This window comes from Actinomadura sp. WMMA1423, from assembly GCF_006547145.1.
Taxonomy (GTDB): domain Bacteria; phylum Actinomycetota; class Actinomycetes; order Streptosporangiales; family Streptosporangiaceae; genus Spirillospora.
In genome coordinates this window covers 8,642,848-8,663,504 of sequence record NZ_CP041244.1, presented here as the reverse complement: position 1 = coordinate 8,663,504, position 20,657 = coordinate 8,642,848, and the positions used below count along the sequence as shown (strand labels likewise).

Genomic DNA, 20,657 nt, shown 5'->3' with positions numbered 1-20,657 from the left:
TCCTCCCCCTGGGGTCCTCGCCCCGGTCGCGGGTGTCGCGACGGCAGGAGTCTCCTGGCTCCCGGATCGACGCTCGCCCCGGCCTTCCCGTCCGCTCTCGCGGACAGTGGCCTACGGCGGGGTTCGCTCCCCGGTCACAGTGGCGGGACCGCGCCGGATTCGCACCGGCTTCCTCCCATTGCCATCGCCTGGGCAGCAGAGTACGGCAGCGCGGTCCGCCTGCAAACTGTGGTTAACATCCTCCCCGTGCCGAATGTCAGAGCCCGCGACGACGCGTGCCCCGGGGCGCTGCGGACCCACGACGCCGCCGACGGGCCGCTGGCCCGCGTCCGCGTCCCGGGCGGCGCGGTGACGGCCGCGCAGCTCGCCGTGCTCGGCGCCGCCGCCCGCGAACTGGGGCGCGACGTGATCGAACTCACCTCCCGCGGCAACCTCCAGGTGCGCGGCGTCCGCGACACGGCGGCCCTCGCGGCCCGGCTCGAAGCAGCGGGGCTGCTCCCGTCGGCGACGCACGAGCGGGTGCGCAACATCGTCGCGTCACCGCTCGGCGGGCGCGGCCCGCGCGGCGTCCTCGCCACGGACCCGCTGGTCACGGCGCTGGACGAGGCGCTCTGCGCGCGTGCGGACCTGGCCCGGCTGCCGGGCCGGTTCCTGTTCGCGCTCGACGACGGCAGCGGCGACACGGCCGCGCTGGCCGCCGACGCCGCGCACGCCCCCGGCGGCCTCCGGCTGGCCGGGTCGCGGCTCGAACCGCTTCCCGGCGACCCGGTCGCGGCGCTGCTCGCGGCGGCCGAGGCGTTCCTGGAGATCCGGGGCGACGCCTGGAGGCTCGCGGAGGTGCCGGACGGCGCGCGGCGCGTCGCGGACCGGATCGGCGCGGTCGTGCGGGAGACGCCGCCGCGCCCGGATCCGGCGCCGCCGCACGCCGGGATCCTCGCGCAGCGGGACGGGCTCGTCGCGCTGGAGGCCGTGCCCCCGCTCGGCCGGCTGTCCGGCGCGCAGGCCGAGGCGCTCGCCGCGGCCGCGGACGAAGTGCGGGTGACGCCGTGGCGCAGCGTCGTGCTGCGCGACCTGGACCGCGACGAAGCACGCCGCGCGGCGGTCGCGCTCGCGGCGGCGGGGTTCGCGACCGATCCCGCGTCGCCCTGGGTCGGCGTGACGGCCTGCACGGGCAGCCCCGGATGCGCGAAGTCGCAGGGCGACGTGCAGGGCGAGGCGCGGCGCTTCGTGGACGGCCTGAGCGGCGCACCCGAGACCCCCGTCCACTGGACGGGATGCGACCGGCGCTGCGGGATGCCCCGCGGCCCGGTCGTCCTGAGGACGGCGGAGGGACGGCAGTGATCGATTACGTCCGGGACGGCGCCGAGATCTACCGGCGGTCGTTCGCGACCATCCGGGCGGAGGCCGACCTGTCGGGACTGCCGCCGGACGTGGCGCGGGTCGCGGTCCGCATGATCCACGCCTGCGGCATGACGGACCTGGTCGGGGATCTGGCCTGGTCGCCGGGGGTGGTGGCGCGGGCGAGGGCGGCGCTGCTGGCCGGCGCGCCGGTCCTGTGCGACGCGCGGATGGTCGCCTCCGGCGTGACCCGCGCGCGGCTGCCCGCCGGCAACGAGGTCGTGTGCACCCTGGGCGACCCGGGCGTGCCGGAACTGGCGGAGCGGCTCGGCACCACGCGGAGCGCGGCGGCGCTGGAGCTGTGGCGCGACCGGCTCGGCGGCGCGGTCGTCGCGGTCGGCAACGCGCCGACCGCGCTGTTCCGGCTGCTGGAGCTGGTGGCGGAGGGCGCGCCGCGCCCCGCGGCGGTCCTCGGGGTCCCGGTCGGGTTCATCGGGGCGGCCGAGTCCAAGGAGGCACTCGCCGCGAGCGGCCTGGACCATCTGGTGGTGCGCGGGCGGCGCGGCGGCAGCGCGATGGCGGCGGCGGCGGTCAACGCCGTCGCCAGTGAGGCGGAGTGATGGCGGGACGGCTGTTCGGCGTGGGCGTCGGGCCCGGGGATCCGGAGCTGGTCACGGTGAAGGCGGCGCGGCTGATCGGCGAGGCGGACGTCGTCGCGTTCCACAGCGCGCGGCACGGCCGCAGCATCGCCCGGACGATCGCCGAACCGTACCTGCGGGACGGCCGGATCGAGGAGCAGCTCGTCTACCCGGTGACGACGGAGGCGACCGACCACCCCGGCGGCTACCAGGGGGCGCTGGAGGAGTTCTACGCCGGCTGCGCCGCCCGGCTCGCCGCGCACCTCGACGCGGGGCGGACGGTCGTGGTGCTGAGCGAGGGCGATCCGCTGTTCTACGGGTCGTACATGCACCTGCACAAGCGGCTCGCGCCGCACTACCCGGCCGAGGTGGTGCCGGGCGTGACGTCGGTGAGCGCGGCGGCGGCGGCCGCGGGGCGCCCGCTGGTGGAGCGGGAGGAGACGCTGACCGTCCTGCCGGGGACGCTGCCCGGCGGGGAGCTGGCCGAGCGGCTGCGCACCGCGGACGCCGCGGCGGTCCTCAAGCTCGGCCGGACGTTCCCCAAGGTCAGGCAGGCGTTCGAGGACGCGGGCCGGCTCGGCGACGGCTGGTACGTCGAGCGGGCCGCCACCGACCGGCAGCGGGTCCTCCCGCTCGCCGAGGTCGACCCGGCGGACGTCCCCTACATGTCGCTCGCGCTGCTGACGAGCCCAGCGGAGCGCGCGTTCGAGGCGCCTCCCCCCGCGCGGCCGGAAGGGTCCGGCGGGGTGTGGGTCGTCGGGCTCGGGCCGGCGGGGCGGCCCTGGCTGACCCCGGAGGCGCAGGACGTCCTCGCGTCGGCCACCGACCTCGTCGGCTACGGCCCCTACCTGGACCGGGTGCCGCCGAACCCGAGGCAGCGGCGGCACGGGTCCGGCAACCGGGTGGAGGCCGACCGGGCCCGGCACGCGCTGGAACTCGCGTGCGAGGGAGCCCGGGTCGCCGTCGTCTCGTCCGGCGACCCGGGGGTCTTCGCGATGGCGACGGCCGTGCTGGAGGCGGCGGCAGACGACGAGTTCGCCGACGTGCCGGTGCGGGTCGTGCCGGGACTGACTGCGGCGCAGGCCGTGGCCGCACGGGCGGGCGCGCCTCTCGGGCACGACTTCTGCGTGCTGTCGCTGTCGGACATCCTCAAGCCGTGGGACGTGGTGGAGCGGCGGCTCAGGGCCGCCGCCGAGGCCGACCTCGTGCTGGCCATCTACAACCCCTCGTCGAGCCGGCGCAGGCACCAGCTCCCGGCGGCGCGCGACCTGCTGCTGGGGTACCGCTCCCCCGAGACCCCGGTGGTGGTCGGGCGCGACGTCGGCGGTCCGGAGGAGAGCGTGACGGTGACGACGCTCGGCAAGCTGGATCCCGACCAGGTCGACATGCGGTGCCTGCTCATCGTCGGGTCGTCCGCGACGCGGGTGACCGACCAGGGCGTGGTCTACACCCCGCGCCGCCACTCCTGAACCCAGGCCTGCGCCGCCGCCACGTCGCCGGTCTCCCTGACGCCCTCGGGAAGGGCCGGGCGGTCGACCATGACGACCGGCAGGCCCGCCTCGCGCGCGGCGGTGAGCTTGGCGCGGGTCATCGCACCGCCGCTGTCCTTGGTGACGAGGACGTCGATGCGGTGCTCGCGGATCAGGGCGCGCTCACCCTCCACGGTGTAGGGGCCGCGCGCCAGCAGGACGTGCATGTTGGACGGGACGGGCGGCTCCGGCGGGTCCACCGACCGGGCGAGGAACCACGCGTCGGTCCGAGCGGCGAAGACCGGGATGCTGCGGCGGCCGGTGGTGAGGAACACGCGGGCACCGGTCGCGAGGGCGGCGGCCGCGTCCGGCAGGGACGGGACGCGCCGCCAGCCGTCGCCGTCCTCCTCGTGCCAGCCGGGGCGGCGCAGCGCCAGCAGCGGCACGCCCGTCAGCCGCGACGCGCGCGCGGCGGAGGCGCTCATCCGCTCCGCGAACGGGTGCGTCGCGTCGACGAGCCGGTCGATCCGCTGCTCGCGCAGCCACGCCGCGAGCCCTTCGGCGCCCCCGAACCCGCCGATGCGGACCTCGCCCGCGGGCAGGCGCGGGTCCGACACCCTCCCGGCGAGCGAGGACACGACGTGGATCTCGGCCTGGCGCGCGGGCACGCCGGTCAGCCGGGCCGCGAGGGCGCGCGCCTCCGCCGTCCCGCCGAGGATCAGGACGCGCCGCACGCCCGGTCCCGCGCGGCGCTGTAGAGGTGGCTGTCCGGGAACGCCGACGCGGTGAGCACCCGCCCGACGACGATCACCGCGGTGCGCCGGACCCCGGCCTCGCGCACCCGGCCCGCGATGTCGGCGAGGGTGCCGCGCAGGACGAGCTCGTCCGGGCGGCTCGCGCGGGCGACGACGGCGACCGGGCAGTCCGCGCCGTAGCGGGGCAGCAGCTCGGCGGCGACCTCCTCGATGCGCTGGACGGCCAGGTGCAGGACCATCGTGGCGCCGCTGGCGCCGAGGGCGGCGAGGTCCTCGCCGTCCGGCATCGGGGTGGCGCGGACGGCGGTGCGGGTCAGGATGACCGTCTGGCCGACGCCGGGGACGGTCAGCTCGCGCCCGAGGGAGGCCGCCGCGGCCGCGAACGCCGGGACGCCGGGGACGACCTCGTACGGCACGCCCGCCGCGTCGAGGCGGCGCATCTGCTCGGCGACCGCGCTGAACACCGACGGGTCGCCGGAGTGCAGGCGGGCGACGTCCAGGCCGTCGCGGTGGGCGGTGGTCAGTTCGGCGAGGATCTCGTCCAGCGTCATGTTCGCGGTGTCGACGAGCCGGGCGCCGGGCGGGCACGCCTCCAGCAGCTCGGCCGGAACCAGCGACCCCGCGTACAGGCAGACGGGCGCGGACTCCAGCACGCGCAGCCCGCGCACGGTGATGAGGTCGGCGGCGCCGGGACCCGCGCCGACGAAGTACACCGTCATGCCCGGTCCTTGCGGACCGTCCAGACGGTGACGGGCATCGCCGGGCGCCAGGCCGTGAACCCGCCCAGCGGCCCGGCGCGCTCGACGCCGACACGGACCAGCTCACCGCCGCGCGACCGGCGCGCCTCGACCACCCTGGCCTCCGATTCGATGGTCACGGCGTTGGCGACCAGGCGCCCGCCCGGCTTCAGCGCGTCCCAGCAGCGCTCCAGCAGGCCGGGGGCGGTGAGGCCGCCGCCGATGAAGACCGCGTCCGGCTCGGGCAGGCCGTCCAGCACGTCCGGAGCCTCGCCCTTGACGACCTGGACGCGCGGCACGCCCAGCGCGGCCGCGTTGGCGCCGATCCGCTCGGCCCGGCCGGGGCTGCTCTCGATCGCGATGGCCTCGCAGGCCGGGTGCGCCCGCGCCCACTCGATCGCCACGCTGCCGGAGCCGGCGCCGACGTCCCAGAGCAACTCGCCGGGCAGCGGCGCGAGGCGCGACAGCGTCACCGCGCGGACCTCGCTCTTGGTGATCTGCCCGTCGTGCTCGAAGGCGTCGTCGGGCAGCCCGGGGGTGCGGGGCAGCGGCGCCGCGTCCGGGCCGGGGACGCACTCGACGGCGGTGAGGGTCAGCGCGGACGCGGCGGGCTCGGTCCACTCCTCCGCGACGCCGTGCCGGATCGTCTCCCCGGCCGAACCGAGGTCGCACAGGGCGGTCATCCGGCTCGGGCCGAAGCCGCGGCCCGACAGCACCGCGGCGACGATGATCGGGGCCTCCCGTCCGGCGCCGAGCACGATCAGCCGCCGCCCGGGGGCGATGAGCGCGTTCAGCGCCGCGGCGGGACGGCCCACGACGCTGAGGACGTCCACCCGGTCCAGCGGCCAGCCGAGCCGGGCGCACGCGAGCGACGCCGACGAGGGGTGGGGCAGCACGCGGAGGCGGTCCGCGCCGAGCATCCCGGCGAGGGTGGAGCCGATCCCGTGGAACATGGGGTCGCCGCTCGCCAGCACGGCGATAGCGCGCCCCTCGTGCCGCTCGACCAGCTCCGGCAGCGCGGGGAGCAGGGGCGACGGCCAGGCGACCCGCTCGTGGTCCTCGCCGGGGACGAGGTCGAGCTGCCTGGGGTTGCCGAACAGGACCTCCGCCTTCCGGAGCGCCTCGCGCGACTCCTCCGCGAGCCCGTCCCATCCGTCCGCGCCGATTCCCACGACGGTGATGACACGCGCGTCCACTGGCCTCCTCGGTCGAACGGGGAGATCAACCCTATAGGAGCGCTCTGGCACACTTGGCGCCGTGAAGCGGCTTTTGATCATCGGCATCGGCGCGGGCGACCCGGACCACCTGACGTTCCAGGCGGCCAAGGCCATCGCCGCGGCCGACGCCTTCCTGATCGTCGACAAGGGCGAGGCCAAGCACGACCTGGCCGGGCTGCGGCACGAGCTCATCGCCGCGCACGGGCGGCACCCGTACCGGGTCGTGGAGGCCGCCGATCCCGACCGCGACCGGGACGCCGCCGCCTACACCGCGGCGGTCGAGGACTGGCGGGCGCGGCGCGCGCGGATCTACGAGTCGTTCGTCACCGGCGAACTGGCCGACGGGGAGACCGGCGCGCTCCTCGTCTGGGGCGACCCCGGCGTCTACGACAGCACTCTCGCGGCGCTGGACGAGGTGGACGCCGAGTTCGAGTACGAGGTGATCCCCGGGATCAGCAGCGTCTCCGCGCTCACCGCCCGGCACCGCGTCGGGCTGACGCGGGTGGGGCGCCCCGTCCACATCACCACCGGCCGCCGCCTCGCCGCCGAGGGCGCCACCGCCGACGACGTCCTCGTGATGTTGGACGCGCACTGCGCGTTCGCCGAGGCGGGCGAGGGCTACCACATCTACTGGGGCGCCTACCTCGGCACGCCCGACGAGATCCTCGTCTGCGGCCCGGTCGCGGAGGTGGCCGAGCGGATCCGGGCCGTCCGCGCCGAGGCCCGCGCGCGCAAGGGGTGGATCATGGACACCTACCTCCTGCGGCGCGAGTCCCCGGCACGGGCCTGACCCGCGCCGGTCGTCAGGCCTTGGAAGCGGCGCTCTCCACGGCGGGGGCGGCCTCCTCCTCCGACACGGCGGTCACCGAGCGCCCGCGCCCGGGGATGGCCAGCGCGATGGCCCCGGCGAGCAGCGCCACACCGCAGCCGATCAGCAGGCCGGCGCGGAAGCCGTCCTCGGACGGCAGCACGCGCCCGCCGAGGTCGATGGTCAGCTGGGACAGCACGACCCCGACCACGGCCGCCGACACCGAGGTGCCGACCGAGCGCTTGACTTCCTCCCCATACCTGAGGGCGGGGGATTCCCGTGGGTGAGTCGCGTTCACGCGGCGTCCCTTTCGGGTGGTTGGCGCTTCGCAGACCGCCCGGCGGCGAGGTCTCCACGCCCTGTCACCGCCAGCCCGGCGGCGAGGATGTTCTTCGCTGCGTTCACGTCGGCATTGCCGGTGTAGGCGCAGGAGGTGCAGGCGAAGACCGCTTGGCTCTCGCGGGACTTCGCATCCACCAGCCCGCACACCGAACAGCGCTGCGAGGTGTACGCGGCGGGCACCCGCACGATGCGGGAGCCGTTGTAGCGTGCCTTGTGTTCCAGTGCCGTCAGCAGAGCGCCCCAGCCCTTGGCGAGGATCGCCCGGTTCAGTCCGGCTTTCTGCCGGACGTGAACGCCAGGCGCCTCGAGGGTGCCGCGCGCTGAGGCGGTCATGCTGCGGACCTTCAGGTCCTCGACGGCCACCAGTTCGTGGTCGCGGGTCAGCCTGTTCGCGGTCCAGGCCAGGAAGTCGGTGCGGCGGGCGCGGACACGGGCGTTCAGCGCGGCGATCCGTGCCCGCGTGGCGGCACGACGGTTGGATCCCTTGCGCTGGCGGGCGAGCTTGTGCTGAAGCCGTTTGAGCCGCGCGGCCTCGCCGGGGGTGATGAACGCGCGGTCTCGCAGATGCCCGTCGGAGGTGGCGACGGCGGCCTTGACGCCGCGGTCCACGCCCACGGCCGGTCCGCCGTTCGGGCAGGCCTCTGCCATTCCGTCCTGGACGCAGAACGAGACGTACCAGCGTCCGCCGTCCTTCAGGACGGTGGCGTTGCGCAACTCGCCGCCCAGCGGCCTGGTCCAGCGGAACCGCACCCATCCGAGTTTGGGCAGCCGCACGCGGCCCCACCGGCGGCAGAGGCGTTCCACAGCGATGTGCTTGGGATCGGGGAACCGAAACGACGGCGCGGTCTTGCTCTTGGACCGCCACCGGACCCTGAACGTGCCGTGGGTCCCGCACGCGCGCTCCAGGTCGCGGAGCGTCTGCTGAAGCGTGTGCGACGGCGCCTCGGCCAGCCACGGGAAGTCGCGTTTGGCCTCGGCCATCTGCCGGGCCTGCTCGACGTAGCCGACAGACGCGCCCCGGCGCCGGTAGGCGCGGCGCTGCTCCAGCCCGACGTTCCACACCGTCCGGCACGCGTCGCCGATGAGCCCGGCGAACTGCTCCTGCTCGGGAGTGAGCGCCAGAAGGTAGCGCCGGCCGGTCAGCATTCAACGGCCCTTCTGCTGCTCGACGTAGCGCTCCACCGCGGCCGGCGGCGCGCCACCGACGGTGGCCACGAAATAGGAGTTGGTCCACAGTGTCGGGAGCCGCGACTTCAGGTGCGGGAACTCCTCGCGCAGCACGCGGGAGGAGCGGCCCTTGACGGCCTTCACCAGCCGGTGGACGCCGAACTGAGGGTCGACCTCGACCACCAGGTGGACATGGTCGGGCATGACCTCCAACTCCACCAGCCATGCCCCTTTATCCTCGACGCCCTCGCGAATGAGGTCCCTGAGTCGTTCCTCGACCCGGCCGCCGAGCACAGGCCGCCGGTACTTCGGGCACCACACCACGCGGAACGCACATCGAAAGACGACGTTGCCGTTCGACCGCAGGGCTACAGCCACACAAAGACTATATAGCTGAGGGCTACCTAACGACCGGGAGTCGAGAAAGATGGGCTGACCCCACGACTGAAGCCGGGATCTGCGCCCAAGAAACTCGATCAATGCGACGCTGCCCGGCCGCCCCGAGGGCATGAACGTCACCCACCCACATGTGGAGGGCAACGTGCTGACCGCCGAGCAGCAGGGAAGCTGCGCCTCGTCGCCGAGACCGCCCAGGAGATCTGGGGATGAGCATGGACGGGGTCCGTCCCGCAGGCCCCGGCGCCCGGGGTCTTTCCCGGCGAGCCATTGTCCGCCCTTGGGAACGTGCCTAAGGCGTCATCTCATTTGGCTAGTCGGCGGTGGCAGATGAGTGTGGCGGCGATGCCGACGAAGGCCAGGAAGTGTTCGGGCTTGCGTTCGTAGCGGCGGTGCAGGCGGCGGCAGCCGCTCAGCCAGGACACCGTCCGTTCCACCACCCAGCGGTGCCGTCCGAGCCGGTCGGAGGACTCGATGCCGCGGCGCGCGATGCGCGGGGTGATGCCTCGCCCGCGTAGCCAGCGCCGCAGGTCGGTGTAGTCGTAGCCTTTGTCGCCGTGCAGTTTTGCCGGGCGGCGCCGGCGCGGCCCGCGCCGGGAGCGGATCGGCGCGATGCCCCGCACCAGCGGCTCCAGAGCGAGCTTGTCGTGGGTGTTGGCCGCCGAGATCCCGACAGACAGCGGCAATCCGGCACGATCGACCAGCAGATGGATCTTCGACCCACGTTTGCCGCGGTCGACAGGATTCGGGCCCGTCAGCTCCCCCCTTTGCTCGCGCGGACGCTGACGGAGTCGATCGCGCAGCGCGACCAGTCCAGCTCGCCGCGCGCACCCAGCTCGTCCAGCACCAGGCGGTGCAGCTTGGCCCACACTCGCGCGGCCGTCCACTCGGTGAAGCGCCGGTGCGCGGTCGGGCCCGACGGCCCGAACACCGGCGGCAACTGCTGCCATGTACAACCGGTGGTCGCCACAAAGATGATTGCCGCCAGCACCTCACGATCTCCGTGCCGACGCCTGCCACCGCCCTGCGGCCGCGTCGGAGCGGGCGGCACCACCCGCTGGAACAGCTCCCACAACTCCTCTGGCACCAGCCGCTCGACCATCTCCACGACCGTAGGCTACTGCCACCAATCCAAATGAGATGACGTCTAAATTGGCCGTAGTGATCAACGCGCCTCCGGAGGGAGCGAGCCATGCCCGAATCCGTCCGAAACCGGCCTCCGTTTCGGGCCGACCATGTCGGCAGCCTCCTGCGTCCACCCGCCCTCCTGACCGCCCGCGAGGAGCACGCCCAGGGGCGCATCGACTCCGCGGCCCTGGCGGAGGCGGAGGACGCCGCCATCCGCGAGGCCGTCCGGATGCAGCGCGAGGCCGGGCTCAGGTCGGCCACCGACGGCGAGTTCCGCCGCACGTCCTGGCACATGGACTTCATCTACCGGCTCGGCGGCATCAGCCCGGCGGACGAGAAGATCAAGGTGCGGTTCCACGGCGCGGCCGGCGACATCGAATTCACCACCGCGGCGCTGCGCGTGCACGACCGGGTCCGGCTGGAGGACACGATCTTCGCCGACCACTTCGCCTTCCTGCGGGACGCGGTCGGCGAGGGCGTCACCCCGAAGCTGACGATCCCGTCGCCGAACATGGTCCACTACCGGGGCGGGCCCGCGGCGATCGATCCCGAGGTCTACCCCGACGTCGAGGAGTTCTGGGCCGACCTCGCCGCCGCCTACGCCGAGCAGGTGCGCCGGCTCGGCGCCATGGGCTGCCGCTACCTGCAACTGGACGACACCAGCCTCGCCTACCTCAACGACCCCGCGCAGCGGGCCCTCGTCACCGAGCGCGGCGACGACGCCGAGCACCTGCACCTGCGCTACATCCGGCAGATCAACGCCGCCGTGGCGGGCCGCCCCGAGGGCATGAACGTCACCACCCACATGTGCCGGGGCAACTACCGCTCGTCCTGGACGGCCGAGGGCGGCTACGACTTCGTCGCCGAGGCGCTGTTCGGCGAGCTCGACGTGGACGGGTTCTTCCTGGAGTACGACGACGCCAGGTCCGGCGGCTTCGAGCCGCTCCGGTTCGTCCCGCCGGGCAAGATGGTCGTGCTCGGCCTCGTCACCACCAAGCGGGGCGAGCTGGAGTCCAAGGACGACCTCAAGCGCCGCATCGACGAGGCGTCGCGGTTCGTCCCGCTGGAGCAGATCTGCCTGTCCCCGCAGTGCGGGTTCTCCTCCACCGTGGAGGGCAACGTGCTGACGGCCGAGCAGCAGGCCGCGAAGCTGCGTCTCGTCGCGGAGACCGCCCAGGAGGTCTGGGGCTGAGCATGTCCGGAATCGGTCGTATCGGTTAACGGCGGGTGAAGTTATCGGCCTCGCGACGGGACCCGCCCGCGGGGCGGCAGTAGGCTCGGCGCGGAGCAAACGCAGGTCGGAGAGGAACCGGGTACTTGAGCGTGATCAATGTCGGGCAGGCGGTCGTCCTCGGGATCGTGGAAGGCCTGACCGAGTTCCTCCCGGTCTCCTCGACCGGCCATCTGAAGATCACCGAGGGCCTGATGGGCATCCCGGTGGACGACCCGTCCGTCGTCGGGTTCACCGCGGTGATCCAGGTCGGCGCCATCGCGGCCGTGCTGGTGTACTTCTTCTCCGACATCGTCCGGATCGTCAAGGCGTGGGGCGTCGGGATCGCCCGGCCGTCCGAGCGCTACCACCACGACTACAAGTTCGCCTGGTGGGTCATCTACGCCACCATCCCCGTCGTGATCGTCGGGGTCGCCGCCAAGGACCTCATCGAGGGCCCCCTCGCCTCGCTGTGGGTGGTCGCGGGGTCGCTGATCGTCGGCAGCGCCGTGATGTTCGCCGCGGACCGGCTCGGCACGCACAAGCGCGGCGAGGACGACACGTCCCTCACCGACGCGATGCTGATCGGCTCCTCGCAGATCCTCGCCCTGCTGTTCCCCGGCTTCTCCCGGTCGGGGGCGACGATGTCGACCGGGCTCATGCTCGGCCTCGACCGGGTCGCCGCGACCCGCCTGTCGTTCTTCATGGGCATCCCCGCCCTCACCGGCGCCGGCATCTACGAGCTGCCGAGCGCGCTCGGCACCGGCACCGGCGCGCTGCCGCTCGCCGTGGGCACCGCGGTGTCGTTCGTCGTGGCCTACGCGTCCATCGCGTGGCTCCTGCGGTTCGTCGCCCGGCACAGCTTCACCTCGTTCGTGGTCTACCGGGTGGTCATAGGCCTCCTCCTGTTCGGCCTCCTCGGCGCGGGAACCTTGAACGCCTGAGCCTCGGCGGGTATGCGGGAGACTGTCACGGTCCGCACGCCGGGGGAAGCACGGCGTGCGCGCACACCCCGCCGAGGAACGGAGCGCCGAGGTCATGAACGACGCGATGTGGGCCGGAACGGTCGCCATCACCGGGTACGGCAAGGACGAGCTGGAGGCGTACCTGGCGCGGCCGCTGGGCGACGCCCCGCGCGGCGGCGTCGTGGTCATCCACCACATGCCCGGCTACGACCCCGGCACCAAGGAGTTCGTCCGGACGTTCGCCGCGCACGGGTACGCCGCGATCGCCCCGAACCTGTACTCGCGCGAGGGGGCCGGGGTGAGCCCGGACGACCAGGCCGCCGCCGCCCGCGCCAAGGGCGGCGTCCCCGACGAGCAACTCGTCGGGGACGTGGCCGGGGCCGCCGCCCACCTGAACTCGCTCGACCACGCCAGCGGGCGGATCGGTGTGATCGGCCACTGCTCGGGCGGGCGGCACGCGTTCCTCGCGGCCTGCGAGCTGGACGTCGACGCGGCCGTCGATTGCTACGGCGCCTTCGTCGTCAACGATCCGCCCGAGGACTACCCGGCCTCCGCCCGGTCGATCCTCTCCAAGGCGCCGGGCCTGTCGTGCCCGCTGCTCGGCCTGTTCGGGGAGGAGGACAAGTTCCCCTCGCCCGAGGAGGTCGCCGTACTGGACGCGGAGCTGACCAGGCTCGGCAAGGAGCACGAGTTCCACACCTACCCCGGCGCGGGGCACGCGTTCTTCGCCGTCGAGCGGCCCGCGTTCCGGCCCGCCGCCGCCAAGGACGGCTGGGGGCGGATCTTCGCCTTCTTCGACCGCCACCTGAGCGCCTGAGAGAGGAGACCCCCATGTGCACCTACCAGACGGTGAAGGTGGAGCTGGAAGGCGCGGCGAAGGGCGCGACCGGCTGGTTCACGCTGACCGGCGGCGCGGTCTACGTCGACCACCCGTACCACGCCTGCCACGAGCACACCGTGAACATCGACTTCACCAACGCCGGGGAGGGGCCGTCCGCACGCGTCGCGGTCGAGCTGACCGAGGAGTCGGCGCTGGCGCTGGTCGAGGCGATCCAGCGGGCCCTCGCCGCCGCCCCGCCCGGCCTCGCCTCGGCAGGCGGCCGGCCCGCGGGCGCGGCCTGAGCGGGGCCGGGGCCCGCGGGCCGGCCGGCCGCCGCTGAACCGGCGCCCCGGAGGGCGCGTACCCCCTTGCGTGCCATCGGACCAGATCGATCCGAGCCTGCTGCGCCGGAGCGCGCACAGCCCGTCCTTCTTCGCCCTCCAGCGTGCCTCGCCCGGACGCCAGGACCTCATCGACTTCTGCATCCCGTGCAACCCGTACTTCCCCACGCCGGGGATGTTCTCCCAGCTCGCGGGCTCGCTCGAGCAGATCCTGAAGTACTACCCGAGCGACGCCGACACGATCACCGCCGAGCTGTGCGCGGTGCTCGGGCACAACCCGCAGACGGTCGTCATGGGCAACGGCTCCACGGAGCTGATCACCTGGATCGACCACCTGCTGGTGCGCGGGAGCCTCGCCACGCCGATCCCGACGTTCGGCCGCTGGACGGACCAGCCGCTGGAGACGGGCAAGCGGGTGGACATGTTCCAGCTGCACGAGCTGCTCGGCTTCGAGTTCGACGTGGACGCCTTCGTGCGGTTCGTGCGGGCGCGGGGGTCGCGGACGGCGGTCGTGTGCAACCCCAACAACCCCGACGGCGGGTACGTCCCCCGCCGCGAGATCGTCCGGCTGCTGGACTGCCTCATCGACCTGGACCTGGTCGTGGTGGACGAGTCGTTCCTGGACTTCGTGGACGCCGAGGCGAACCCGAGCGTCGCCGACGAGGCCCGCATCCGGCCGAACGTGATCGTGCTGAAGAGCCTCGGCAAGAACTTCGGCCTGCACGGCGTCCGGTTCGGCTACATGGTGGCGAACCCGGCGCTGGCGCGGACGGTCCGGGCGGCGCTGCCGAAGTGGAACCTCAACTCCTTCGCCGAGTTCGTGGTGTTCCTGCTGCGCGAGCACGGCGCCGAGTACCGCGAGAGCCTGCGGCTGCTGGCCCGCGACCGGCTGCTGATGGCGCAGCAGCTCGCGTCGCTCCCGGGCCTCAAGGTCTTCCCGTCCCAGGGCAACTTCGTCATGGTGAAGCTGCCGGACGGCAAGGACGGCGTCGGCCTGCGCGACCACCTGATCGCGCACCACGGGGTGTTCGTCCGCGAGTGCGGGAACAAGCTGGGGTCGACGAGCCAGTTCCTGCGGCTGGTCGTCCGGCCCCAGGCCGACGTGCAGCGGCTGCTGCTCGGGCTCGGCTCCTACCTGTACGGCACCGCGTCCGAGGCCCCGCCCGACAACGTGGTGGCGCCCGGCCACGGGTGGGGCGAGGGGGACCACCTCCAGCACACCGAGACCCGCCCGGAGGATTTCCGCGCGGCCATTTAAGGAAAGGCCGAAACAGGCGAAGTGCGTCCGTTTCCAGGTGAATTGGCGGTATAACGCCGAGACCTCTACGTTGGCAGCGTCGCTCATCGCACGCACGCCATTACGGATGCGTTCCAACCCCTGCCTGGAGAGGCCCCAAATGGAGACACCGCTCGTCATCGACCCGGCCGGCAGCGACGTCCAGGGAGAGGCCGCGAAACTGCGCGCCCGGGGGCCGGTGACCCCCGTGGAGCTGCCCGGCGGGGTCGTGGCGTGGGCGGTGACCGGCCAGGAGCAGCTCAAAAGGCTGCTGGCCGACCCGCGCGTCTCCAAGGACCCGAACCGGCACTGGACGAAATGGATCGACGGCGAGATCGCGGAGGACTGGCCGCTGAGCCTGTGGGTCTCGGTGCGGAACATGTTCACCGCCTACGGCGAGGACCACCGGCGGCTCCGCACGATCATCTCGCGGGCGTTCACCCCGCGCCGCACCGAGGCGATGCGGCCCGACGTCGAGGAGATCACCCGGTCCCTCCTGGACGGCCTGGCGGCCTCCCCCGGCGGCCGGGCCGACCTGCGCGAGGCGTTCGCCTACCCGCTGCCCATCGAGGTGATCTGCCGGCTGTTCGGCGTCCCGGTCGAGACGCGGCCCGCGCTGCGCCGCTGCGTGGACGGCATCTTCAACACGGCGCTGACGGCCGAGGAGGCCATCGCCAACCAGACCGAGATGTACGGCATCCTGCAGGACTTCGTGGCGTTCCGGCGCCGGGAGCCCGCCGACGACCTGGCCGGCGTGCTCATCTCCTCCCGCGACGAGGAGGGCTCGCGGCTGAGCGAGCAGGAGCTGGTCGACACGCTGATCCTGATGATCTCCGCCGGGCACGAGACGACGGTGAACCTGCTCGACCAGGCGATCACCGCGCTGCTCACGCACCCGGCGCAGTACGCGCTCGTCCGGTCCGGCGAGGTGCCGTGGGCCGAGGTGATCGAGGAGGCGCTGCGCTGGCAGGCGCCGGTCGCGAACCTGCCGCTCCGCTACGCCGTGGAGGACATCGACGTCGACGGCGTGACGATCGGCAAGGGCGAGGCGATCCTCGCGGCCTACGCCGCGGCGGGGCGCGACCTGTCCCTGCACGGCGACGACGCCGACCTGTTCGACGTCCGGCGGGCGAACAAGGAGCACATCTCGTTCGGGCACGGCGCGCACTTCTGCGTCGGCTCGCACCTCGCGCGGCTGGAGGCCGAGATCGCGCTGCCCGCGCTCTTCGCCCGCTTCCCCGGGATGGAGCTCGCCGTCGACCCCGCCGGGCTGAGGCCGGTGGAGTCGTTCATCTCCAACGGCCACCGCACCCTCCCCGTGGTGCTCGGCCCCTGAGCGCTAGCCGTTCCGACGGGCACGGGCACGGCGCTTGCCCTCGTGCATCGCCTGGACCCGGGCGATCGGGATCGTGTGGCCCTGCTCGACGAGGTCGGCGGGGACGGGCCGCGGCTCCGGCATGAGGTCGGCCCAGACGTCGCGGCCCGCGAGCAGGGCGGGGGCCGTCCTGATCGTGAAGTCGGACGGCGACACGCGGTCGAGGTCGTCCCAGGGCACGGGGAAGGAGACCGGCGCGCCCGGCCGGATCCGCGGGCTGTAGGCGGCGACGACGGTCGCGCCGCCCGCGCGGGTCGAGTCGAGGAACACCTTGCCGCCGCGGTCTTCGCGGATGAACGCCGTGGTGGCCAGGCCGGGGTCGAGCCGCTCGGCGCGGGCGGCCAGGGCGCGGGTCGCGGCGGCGACGTCCTCGGCGGAGGCGGCGCCGTCCAGGGGGACGAACACGTGGACGCCCTTCGCGCCGCTGGTCTTGACGGCGCCCCGCAGGCCCGAGTCGTCCATCGCGCGGCGGACGAGGCGGGCCGCGGCGACCGCTGCGCCGAACTCCTCCGAGCCGGGCGGGTCGATGTCGATGACCAGGTGGGTAGGCCTGTCCCACGCGTCGGCGCGCACGAGGGGCGGGTGGTACTCGACGGCGCGCTGGTTGGCGAACCACAGCAGCGTGCGGCGGTCGTCGCACAGCGCGTAGGAGACCTCGCGCTGGGACGTCTCGGCCCACACCGTCACCGTCCGCACCCAGGACGGCGTGTACTTCGGCGTGTTCTTCTGCATGAAGGGCTTCTGGCCGCGCAGCACGCGCTTGACCGACAGGGGACGCCCCTCCAGCTGCGGGATCAGGCACCCGGAGACGACGTCAAGGTAGTCGACCAGGTCGCGTTTCGTCGCGTCGGCCCCATCGAACAGGGGCTGGTCGAGGTTCGTCAGCCGAACCCCGTCACGCTCTTCCTCGGCGCTCACCGGTCCAGCTTCGCACGCGGCACCGACAACCCCCTGCGGTAGCGTCGCGTCCATGTACGTACCGGCGCATTTCTCGGCGGGCGACGCGGAGGTCAGGGAGCTGCTGGCCGGGTGCGGGGCGGCCGACCTCGTCACCGCGGGTCCGCGCGGTCTGATCGCGACCTATCTGCCCGTCCTGTACGACCCGTCGGTGGGCGAGCACGGCGCGATGCTGGCCCACGTGGCGCGCAACAACGACCAGTGGCGCGAGCCCGCCACCGGGGAGGCGCTGCTCATCGTCCACGGGCCGGACGCCTACGTGTCGCCGTCGTGGTACCCCTCCAAGGCCGAGCACGGGCGCGTGGTGCCGACGTGGAACTACCTCACCGCCCACGTCTACGGCCGCCTCGTCGTGCACGACGACCCGGCATGGGTCGAGTCGATGGTCCGCCGCCTGACCGACCGCCACGAGCGGGGCCGGGCCCCCTCCTGGGCGGTCGACGACGCCCCGGCCGCGTTCGTCGGCGGCCAGCTGCGCGCGATCGTGGGCCTCGAACTGGTCGTCACCCGTATCGAGGCCAAGGCGAAGATGAGCCAGAACCGCCCCGAGGCCGACATCGCCGGGGTCATCGAGGGCTACGAGGCCCAGGGCGACACCACCATGGCGAACGCCGTGCGGGCGGCGACGGGGCAGGGCACGCCCGAAAGCTGAGCCCCGCGCCCGTCGCGATCGCCCGCCCGAGGAACGCGGATCGTCAGCGCGGGCGCCAGGGGGAGTCCGGGGAGGTCGGACGCGCGTCGGCCGCCACCCTGAGGGCGTAGGTGGGGGCGGGGGCGCCGTCCACGGGGCCCAGGTAGTCGTGGCCGGTCAGGTGGCACCACGCGGGGAGGTCGATGGGGGCCGCCGGGTCGCTGGCGATCAGGTGGACGACGGTGCCCGGCGCCAGGTCCGCGATATGGCCGCGCAGTTCGAGCAGGAGGCGCACGCAGGAGCGGTCGCCGCCGTCGATGACGACCGGTTTCGAACTCATGACCCACCCCCGGGTCCGCGAGGCTAGCAGGGCGCAGGGGGAAATATAGGGCTTTAGTGCGACAAGGACGGCAACCAGGTCGGAGGTTCGGCGGGCTCGAACCCGCCGCCCGCGGCCGGCGAGGCGGGTCGACGGGGCCCGCCGGCGAGGGGTTCCGCCCCCGCGGCTCACATGCGACAAACCGGGATCAATCGCAAGTGAACTGGATCGCGCGCGATATGGCCGAGGGAGGTCTTAGACTTGACTCTTTCTTTCAGGTTTCGTCCAGCTTTGGAGCTTACAGTCGCAGTGAAGTACCCCCCGTTGTCATCCAGGTGAGGAAATCGGCTTTGGGGCGAGTCATGGATCTCGGAGTGGGACGAGTGGAGCGCACGGAGACCTGCGGGACGCTGTCGTTCCCGGACGAGGTCGACCTGAGCAACGGCGAGGCGGTCCTCGCGCAGGCCGAGCGGCTCCTGGAGTCCGGGACGCCCGCCCTGATCCTCGACCTGACCGGCTGCACGTTCTGCGACTCCAACGGCCTGAACGTCATCACGCGGTCGCAGATGCGCGCCACGGAGCTGGGCGTGCCGATGTGGGTGGTGCTGCCGCCGCGCGGGATCGTCCGCAGGGTGTCGGAGGTGGCGGGGCTGCAGCGCCGCGTCGCCATCGCGCCGGACGTGGCGACGGCCCGCGAGGCGCTGGCCGCGTCGACGGGCGGGTGAGCGGGGCTCAGCGTTCCAGGGCGCGGTCGATCCACTCGTCCGCGACGCCGAGGAGCAGGTGCCCCGCGCCGAGGATGCTGGCGTCGCGGCCCGCGCGGGAGGTGGCGATCTCCAGGTTGCGGGTGGCGAGCGGCAGGCACCGCTCGTAGATGACCCCCCGGATCGTCGCGACGAGCGGCTCGGCGTTGGACAGGCTGCCGCCGATGACCAGGGCGTCGGGGTTGAAGAAGTTCACGAGCGCGGTCAGCACGTCCCCGATGAGGCGCCCCGCGGTGCGCACCGCGCTGGTCGCCTGCGGTACTCCGTCGGCGACGAGGTCGACGATCCGGGACGGGCTGTCCGCGTCGATGCCCTGCGCGGCGAGGGAGGCGGCGAGCGCGGCGCCGCTGGCGTGGGCCTCCAGGCAGTCGGGATGGCCGCAGGAGCAGTCGACCGTGGCCTCCGACAGGATCCGGACGTGGCTGATGTCGCCCGCCGCGCCGCGGCCCCGGTGCAGCCGCCCGTCGACGATGACGCCGCAGCCGATGCCGCTGCCGAGTTTGATGACCATGACATTGTCGAGGCCCGGCCATGACCCGCGGTGCTCGCCGACGGCCATGAGGTTGGCGTCGTTCTCGACCAGGGCGGGGACGCCGGCGGCGCGCGTCACGTAGTCGCGGACGGGGAAGTCGTTCCAGCCGGGCATGCGCGAGGGCGACACCACCTGGCCCGTCCCCGGGTCGACCGGCCCGGGCAGCCCGATTCCGACGCCGCGGACGGGGACGTCCTCCAGGCCGTGGTCGCGGGCGAGGCCGCGCAGCCCGGCGAGGACCGCGGTCAGCGTCTCCTCGGGCCCGACCGCGATGTCGCACGCCAGGTCCGAGAGCGCGAGGGGCGTGCCCGCGAGGTCCACGACCGCGAGGCGGGCGTGGTGCGCGCCGAGGTCGGCGACCAGGTACACGCCCGCCGCGCGGGCGAGCCGAAGGCGGCGGGGCCGCCGGCCCCCGCGCGAGGCCCCGGCGCCTTCCTCGGCGAACAGGCCGGCCTCGATGAGCTGCTCGACCCGCAGCGAGACGCTGGAGGCGGCGAGGCCGGAGAGCCGGGCGAGCTCGGCCCGCGACTCCGCTTGGCCGGTCGCCACCAGCCGCACGAGTGCCGCCGGTCCGTCGTCTCTGCTGTTGCGCACCCCAGATAGATAGCATGCGCGAACTTGGTACGGCAACGCGTTGACTTACGTCGATTTGACGTTCTATCGTCCCGCTTGACTTCGATATCGAAGGAAGTTGGGACGTAGGTGACCGAATGATCGAGGTGCGCGGCCTGTACAAGCGCTTCGGCGACCACACCGCGCTGCGCGACGTGGACCTGGACGTCGCCCGCGGCGAGGTCGTCGTGGTGATCGGCCCGTCCGGGTCGGGCAAGTCGACGCTGTGCCGGTGCCTGAACCGGCTGGAGACGCCGGACGCGGGCGTCGTCCGCTTCGACGGCGAGGAGCTGCCCGAGGAGGGGCGCGCCCTCGCCCGCCTCCGCGCGGACGTCGGCATGGTGTTCCAGTCGTTCAACCTGTTCCAGCACAGGACCGTCCTTGAGAACCTGACGCTCGCGCCGACCCGGGTGCGCGGCGTCTCGCGCGCCGAGGCCGAGCGGACCGCGCGCGAGCTGCTCGACCGGGTCGGCATCGGCGAGCAGGCGGGCAAGCTGCCCGCGCAGCTGTCCGGCGGCCAGCAGCAGCGCGCGGCCATCGCCCGCGCGCTCGCGATGCGGCCGAAGGCGATGCTCTTCGACGAGCCGACCTCGGCGCTCGACCCCGAGATGGTCGGCGAGGTCCTCGACGTCATGACGGGCCTCGCCCGCGACGGCATGACGATGGTGGTCGTCACCCACGAGATGGGCTTCGCCCGCCGCGTCGCCGACCGCGTCGTGTTCATGGCGGACGGCGAGGTCGTCGAGACCGGAGCGCCGGCCGCCTTCTTCGACTCCCCCGCCGGCGACCGGGCCCGGGACTTCCTGGCCAAGGTCCTCAGCCACTAGCGACCCCCCGGCGCGCCGCCCATGGCGCGCCAT

General features: G+C 73.5%; 23 protein-coding genes and 1 riboswitch. Of the genes, 13 read left to right on the top strand and 10 right to left on the bottom strand.

The window, feature by feature from the left end:
• Positions 1-47: 47 nt before the first annotated feature.
• Positions 48-175: riboswitch (cobalamin riboswitch) on the bottom strand.
• 71 nt (positions 176-246) lie between these two features.
• The 3 genes from FKD65_RS39915 to FKD65_RS39905 are packed head-to-tail and all read left to right on the top strand — an operon-like array spanning position 247 to position 3,445.
• The gene (locus FKD65_RS39915) at positions 247-1,341 is read left to right on the top strand and encodes a precorrin-3B synthase (protein ID WP_168221331.1); all 1,095 of its coding nucleotides are present in this window, start codon (positions 247-249) and stop codon (positions 1,339-1,341) included.
• Positions 1,338-1,958 (top strand): precorrin-8X methylmutase, encoded by a 621-nt coding sequence (locus tag FKD65_RS39910; protein ID WP_205718430.1) that lies wholly within the window; start codon positions 1,338-1,340, stop codon positions 1,956-1,958. Before FKD65_RS39915 ends, FKD65_RS39910 begins: the two co-directional genes overlap by 4 nt.
• A complete protein-coding gene (locus FKD65_RS39905; RefSeq protein WP_141584722.1) occupies positions 1,958-3,445 on the top strand; it encodes a precorrin-2 C(20)-methyltransferase in 1,488 nt (495 codons plus the stop codon). Before FKD65_RS39910 ends, FKD65_RS39905 begins: the two co-directional genes overlap by 1 nt.
• On the opposite strand, the gene FKD65_RS39900 is transcribed toward FKD65_RS39905, so the two are convergent.
• The 3 genes from FKD65_RS39900 to cbiE are packed head-to-tail and all read right to left on the bottom strand — an operon-like array spanning position 3,421 to position 6,133.
• Positions 3,421-4,179 carry a cobalt-precorrin-6A reductase gene (locus FKD65_RS39900; RefSeq protein ID WP_141584719.1) on the bottom strand — a complete coding sequence of 253 codons (759 nt, stop codon included), beginning with the start codon at positions 4,177-4,179 and terminating at the stop codon, positions 3,421-3,423. The genes FKD65_RS39905 and FKD65_RS39900 overlap by 25 nt on opposite strands.
• Positions 4,164-4,919, bottom strand: coding sequence for a precorrin-4 C(11)-methyltransferase (gene cobM / locus FKD65_RS39895; RefSeq protein WP_141584717.1), 756 nt, complete (start codon positions 4,917-4,919; stop codon positions 4,164-4,166). Before cobM ends, FKD65_RS39900 begins: the two co-directional genes overlap by 16 nt.
• Entirely contained in the window at positions 4,916-6,133 is a 1,218-nt protein-coding gene (cbiE, locus tag FKD65_RS39890; protein ID WP_240809838.1) for a precorrin-6y C5,15-methyltransferase (decarboxylating) subunit CbiE, read from the bottom strand. The genes cobM and cbiE overlap by 4 nt, the downstream gene beginning before the upstream one ends.
• A gap of 61 nt (positions 6,134-6,194) precedes the next feature.
• On the opposite strand from cbiE, the gene cobF reads away from it, so the two are divergent.
• A complete protein-coding gene (cobF, locus tag FKD65_RS39885; RefSeq protein ID WP_205718429.1) occupies positions 6,195-6,944 on the top strand; it encodes a precorrin-6A synthase (deacetylating) in 750 nt (249 codons plus the stop codon).
• Positions 6,945-6,957: 13 nt separating this feature from the next.
• On the opposite strand, the gene FKD65_RS45205 is transcribed toward cobF, so the two are convergent.
• The 4 genes from FKD65_RS45205 to FKD65_RS39865 form a co-directional block, all read right to left on the bottom strand.
• Positions 6,958-7,260 carry a hypothetical protein gene (locus FKD65_RS45205; RefSeq protein WP_205718428.1) on the bottom strand — a complete coding sequence of 101 codons (303 nt, stop codon included), beginning with the start codon at positions 7,258-7,260 and terminating at the stop codon, positions 6,958-6,960.
• Positions 7,257-8,450: an RNA-guided endonuclease TnpB family protein gene (locus FKD65_RS39875; RefSeq protein ID WP_141584715.1), complete on the bottom strand. Its 1,194-nt coding sequence runs from the start codon at positions 8,448-8,450 to the stop codon at positions 7,257-7,259. Before FKD65_RS39875 ends, FKD65_RS45205 begins: the two co-directional genes overlap by 4 nt.
• Entirely contained in the window at positions 8,451-8,849 is a 399-nt protein-coding gene (tnpA, locus tag FKD65_RS39870; protein WP_141584713.1) for an IS200/IS605 family transposase, read from the bottom strand.
• 323 nt (positions 8,850-9,172) lie between these two features.
• Positions 9,173-9,969 (bottom strand): IS5 family transposase gene (locus FKD65_RS39865; RefSeq protein ID WP_240810296.1). Its coding sequence is split into 2 segments (ribosomal slippage): positions 9,173-9,627 and positions 9,627-9,969, totalling 798 coding nucleotides; the frame shifts between segments, so codons are not numbered across the junction.
• A 90-nt stretch (positions 9,970-10,059) separates the two neighbouring features.
• On the opposite strand from FKD65_RS39865, the gene FKD65_RS39860 reads away from it, so the two are divergent.
• The 6 genes from FKD65_RS39860 to FKD65_RS39835 all read left to right on the top strand — a co-directional run bounded on the left by FKD65_RS39860 (position 10,060) and on the right by FKD65_RS39835 (position 15,943).
• Entirely contained in the window at positions 10,060-11,187 is a 1,128-nt protein-coding gene (locus tag FKD65_RS39860) for a 5-methyltetrahydropteroyltriglutamate--homocysteine S-methyltransferase (protein WP_141584710.1), read from the top strand.
• A gap of 131 nt (positions 11,188-11,318) precedes the next feature.
• Positions 11,319-12,149: an undecaprenyl-diphosphate phosphatase gene (locus tag FKD65_RS39855; RefSeq protein ID WP_240810408.1), complete on the top strand. Its 831-nt coding sequence runs from the start codon at positions 11,319-11,321 to the stop codon at positions 12,147-12,149.
• A 55-nt stretch (positions 12,150-12,204) separates the two neighbouring features.
• Positions 12,205-12,987, top strand: coding sequence for a dienelactone hydrolase family protein (locus FKD65_RS39850; RefSeq protein ID WP_240809837.1), 783 nt, complete (start codon positions 12,205-12,207; stop codon positions 12,985-12,987).
• Positions 12,988-13,001: 14 nt separating this feature from the next.
• Complete coding sequence (locus FKD65_RS39845) at positions 13,002-13,292, top strand: DUF6295 family protein (RefSeq protein ID WP_141584705.1); 291 nt, start codon at positions 13,002-13,004, stop codon at positions 13,290-13,292.
• Positions 13,293-13,362: 70 nt separating this feature from the next.
• On the top strand, positions 13,363-14,589 hold the full coding sequence (locus FKD65_RS39840; protein ID WP_141584703.1) for a histidinol-phosphate transaminase: 1,227 nt from the start codon (positions 13,363-13,365) through the stop codon (positions 14,587-14,589).
• A 139-nt stretch (positions 14,590-14,728) separates the two neighbouring features.
• Positions 14,729-15,943, top strand: a complete 1,215-nt coding sequence (locus FKD65_RS39835) for a cytochrome P450 (protein WP_141584701.1) — start codon at positions 14,729-14,731, stop codon at positions 15,941-15,943.
• A 3-nt stretch (positions 15,944-15,946) separates the two neighbouring features.
• Here the strand turns inward: FKD65_RS39835 and FKD65_RS39830 are convergent, their stop codons facing one another.
• Complete coding sequence (locus FKD65_RS39830) at positions 15,947-16,900, bottom strand: DNA polymerase domain-containing protein (RefSeq protein ID WP_141584698.1); 954 nt, start codon at positions 16,898-16,900, stop codon at positions 15,947-15,949.
• A 52-nt stretch (positions 16,901-16,952) separates the two neighbouring features.
• On the opposite strand from FKD65_RS39830, the gene FKD65_RS39825 reads away from it, so the two are divergent.
• Positions 16,953-17,591 carry an FMN-binding negative transcriptional regulator gene (locus FKD65_RS39825; protein WP_141584696.1) on the top strand — a complete coding sequence of 213 codons (639 nt, stop codon included), beginning with the start codon at positions 16,953-16,955 and terminating at the stop codon, positions 17,589-17,591.
• A 43-nt stretch (positions 17,592-17,634) separates the two neighbouring features.
• Here the strand turns inward: FKD65_RS39825 and FKD65_RS39820 are convergent, their stop codons facing one another.
• Complete coding sequence (locus FKD65_RS39820) at positions 17,635-17,910, bottom strand: sulfurtransferase TusA family protein (protein WP_141584694.1); 276 nt, start codon at positions 17,908-17,910, stop codon at positions 17,635-17,637.
• A gap of 353 nt (positions 17,911-18,263) precedes the next feature.
• Here FKD65_RS39820 and FKD65_RS39815 point away from each other — a divergent pair, with 353 nt between their 5' ends.
• Positions 18,264-18,614 (top strand): STAS domain-containing protein, encoded by a 351-nt coding sequence (locus tag FKD65_RS39815; RefSeq protein ID WP_168221330.1) that lies wholly within the window; start codon positions 18,264-18,266, stop codon positions 18,612-18,614.
• A gap of 7 nt (positions 18,615-18,621) precedes the next feature.
• Here the strand turns inward: FKD65_RS39815 and FKD65_RS39810 are convergent, their stop codons facing one another.
• Positions 18,622-19,779, bottom strand: a complete 1,158-nt coding sequence (locus tag FKD65_RS39810) for an ROK family protein (protein WP_205718426.1) — start codon at positions 19,777-19,779, stop codon at positions 18,622-18,624.
• A 116-nt stretch (positions 19,780-19,895) separates the two neighbouring features.
• Here FKD65_RS39810 and FKD65_RS39805 point away from each other — a divergent pair, with 116 nt between their 5' ends.
• Positions 19,896-20,624 carry an amino acid ABC transporter ATP-binding protein gene (locus FKD65_RS39805; protein WP_141584690.1) on the top strand — a complete coding sequence of 243 codons (729 nt, stop codon included), beginning with the start codon at positions 19,896-19,898 and terminating at the stop codon, positions 20,622-20,624.
• The last annotated feature ends 33 nt before the right edge of the window (positions 20,625-20,657 follow it).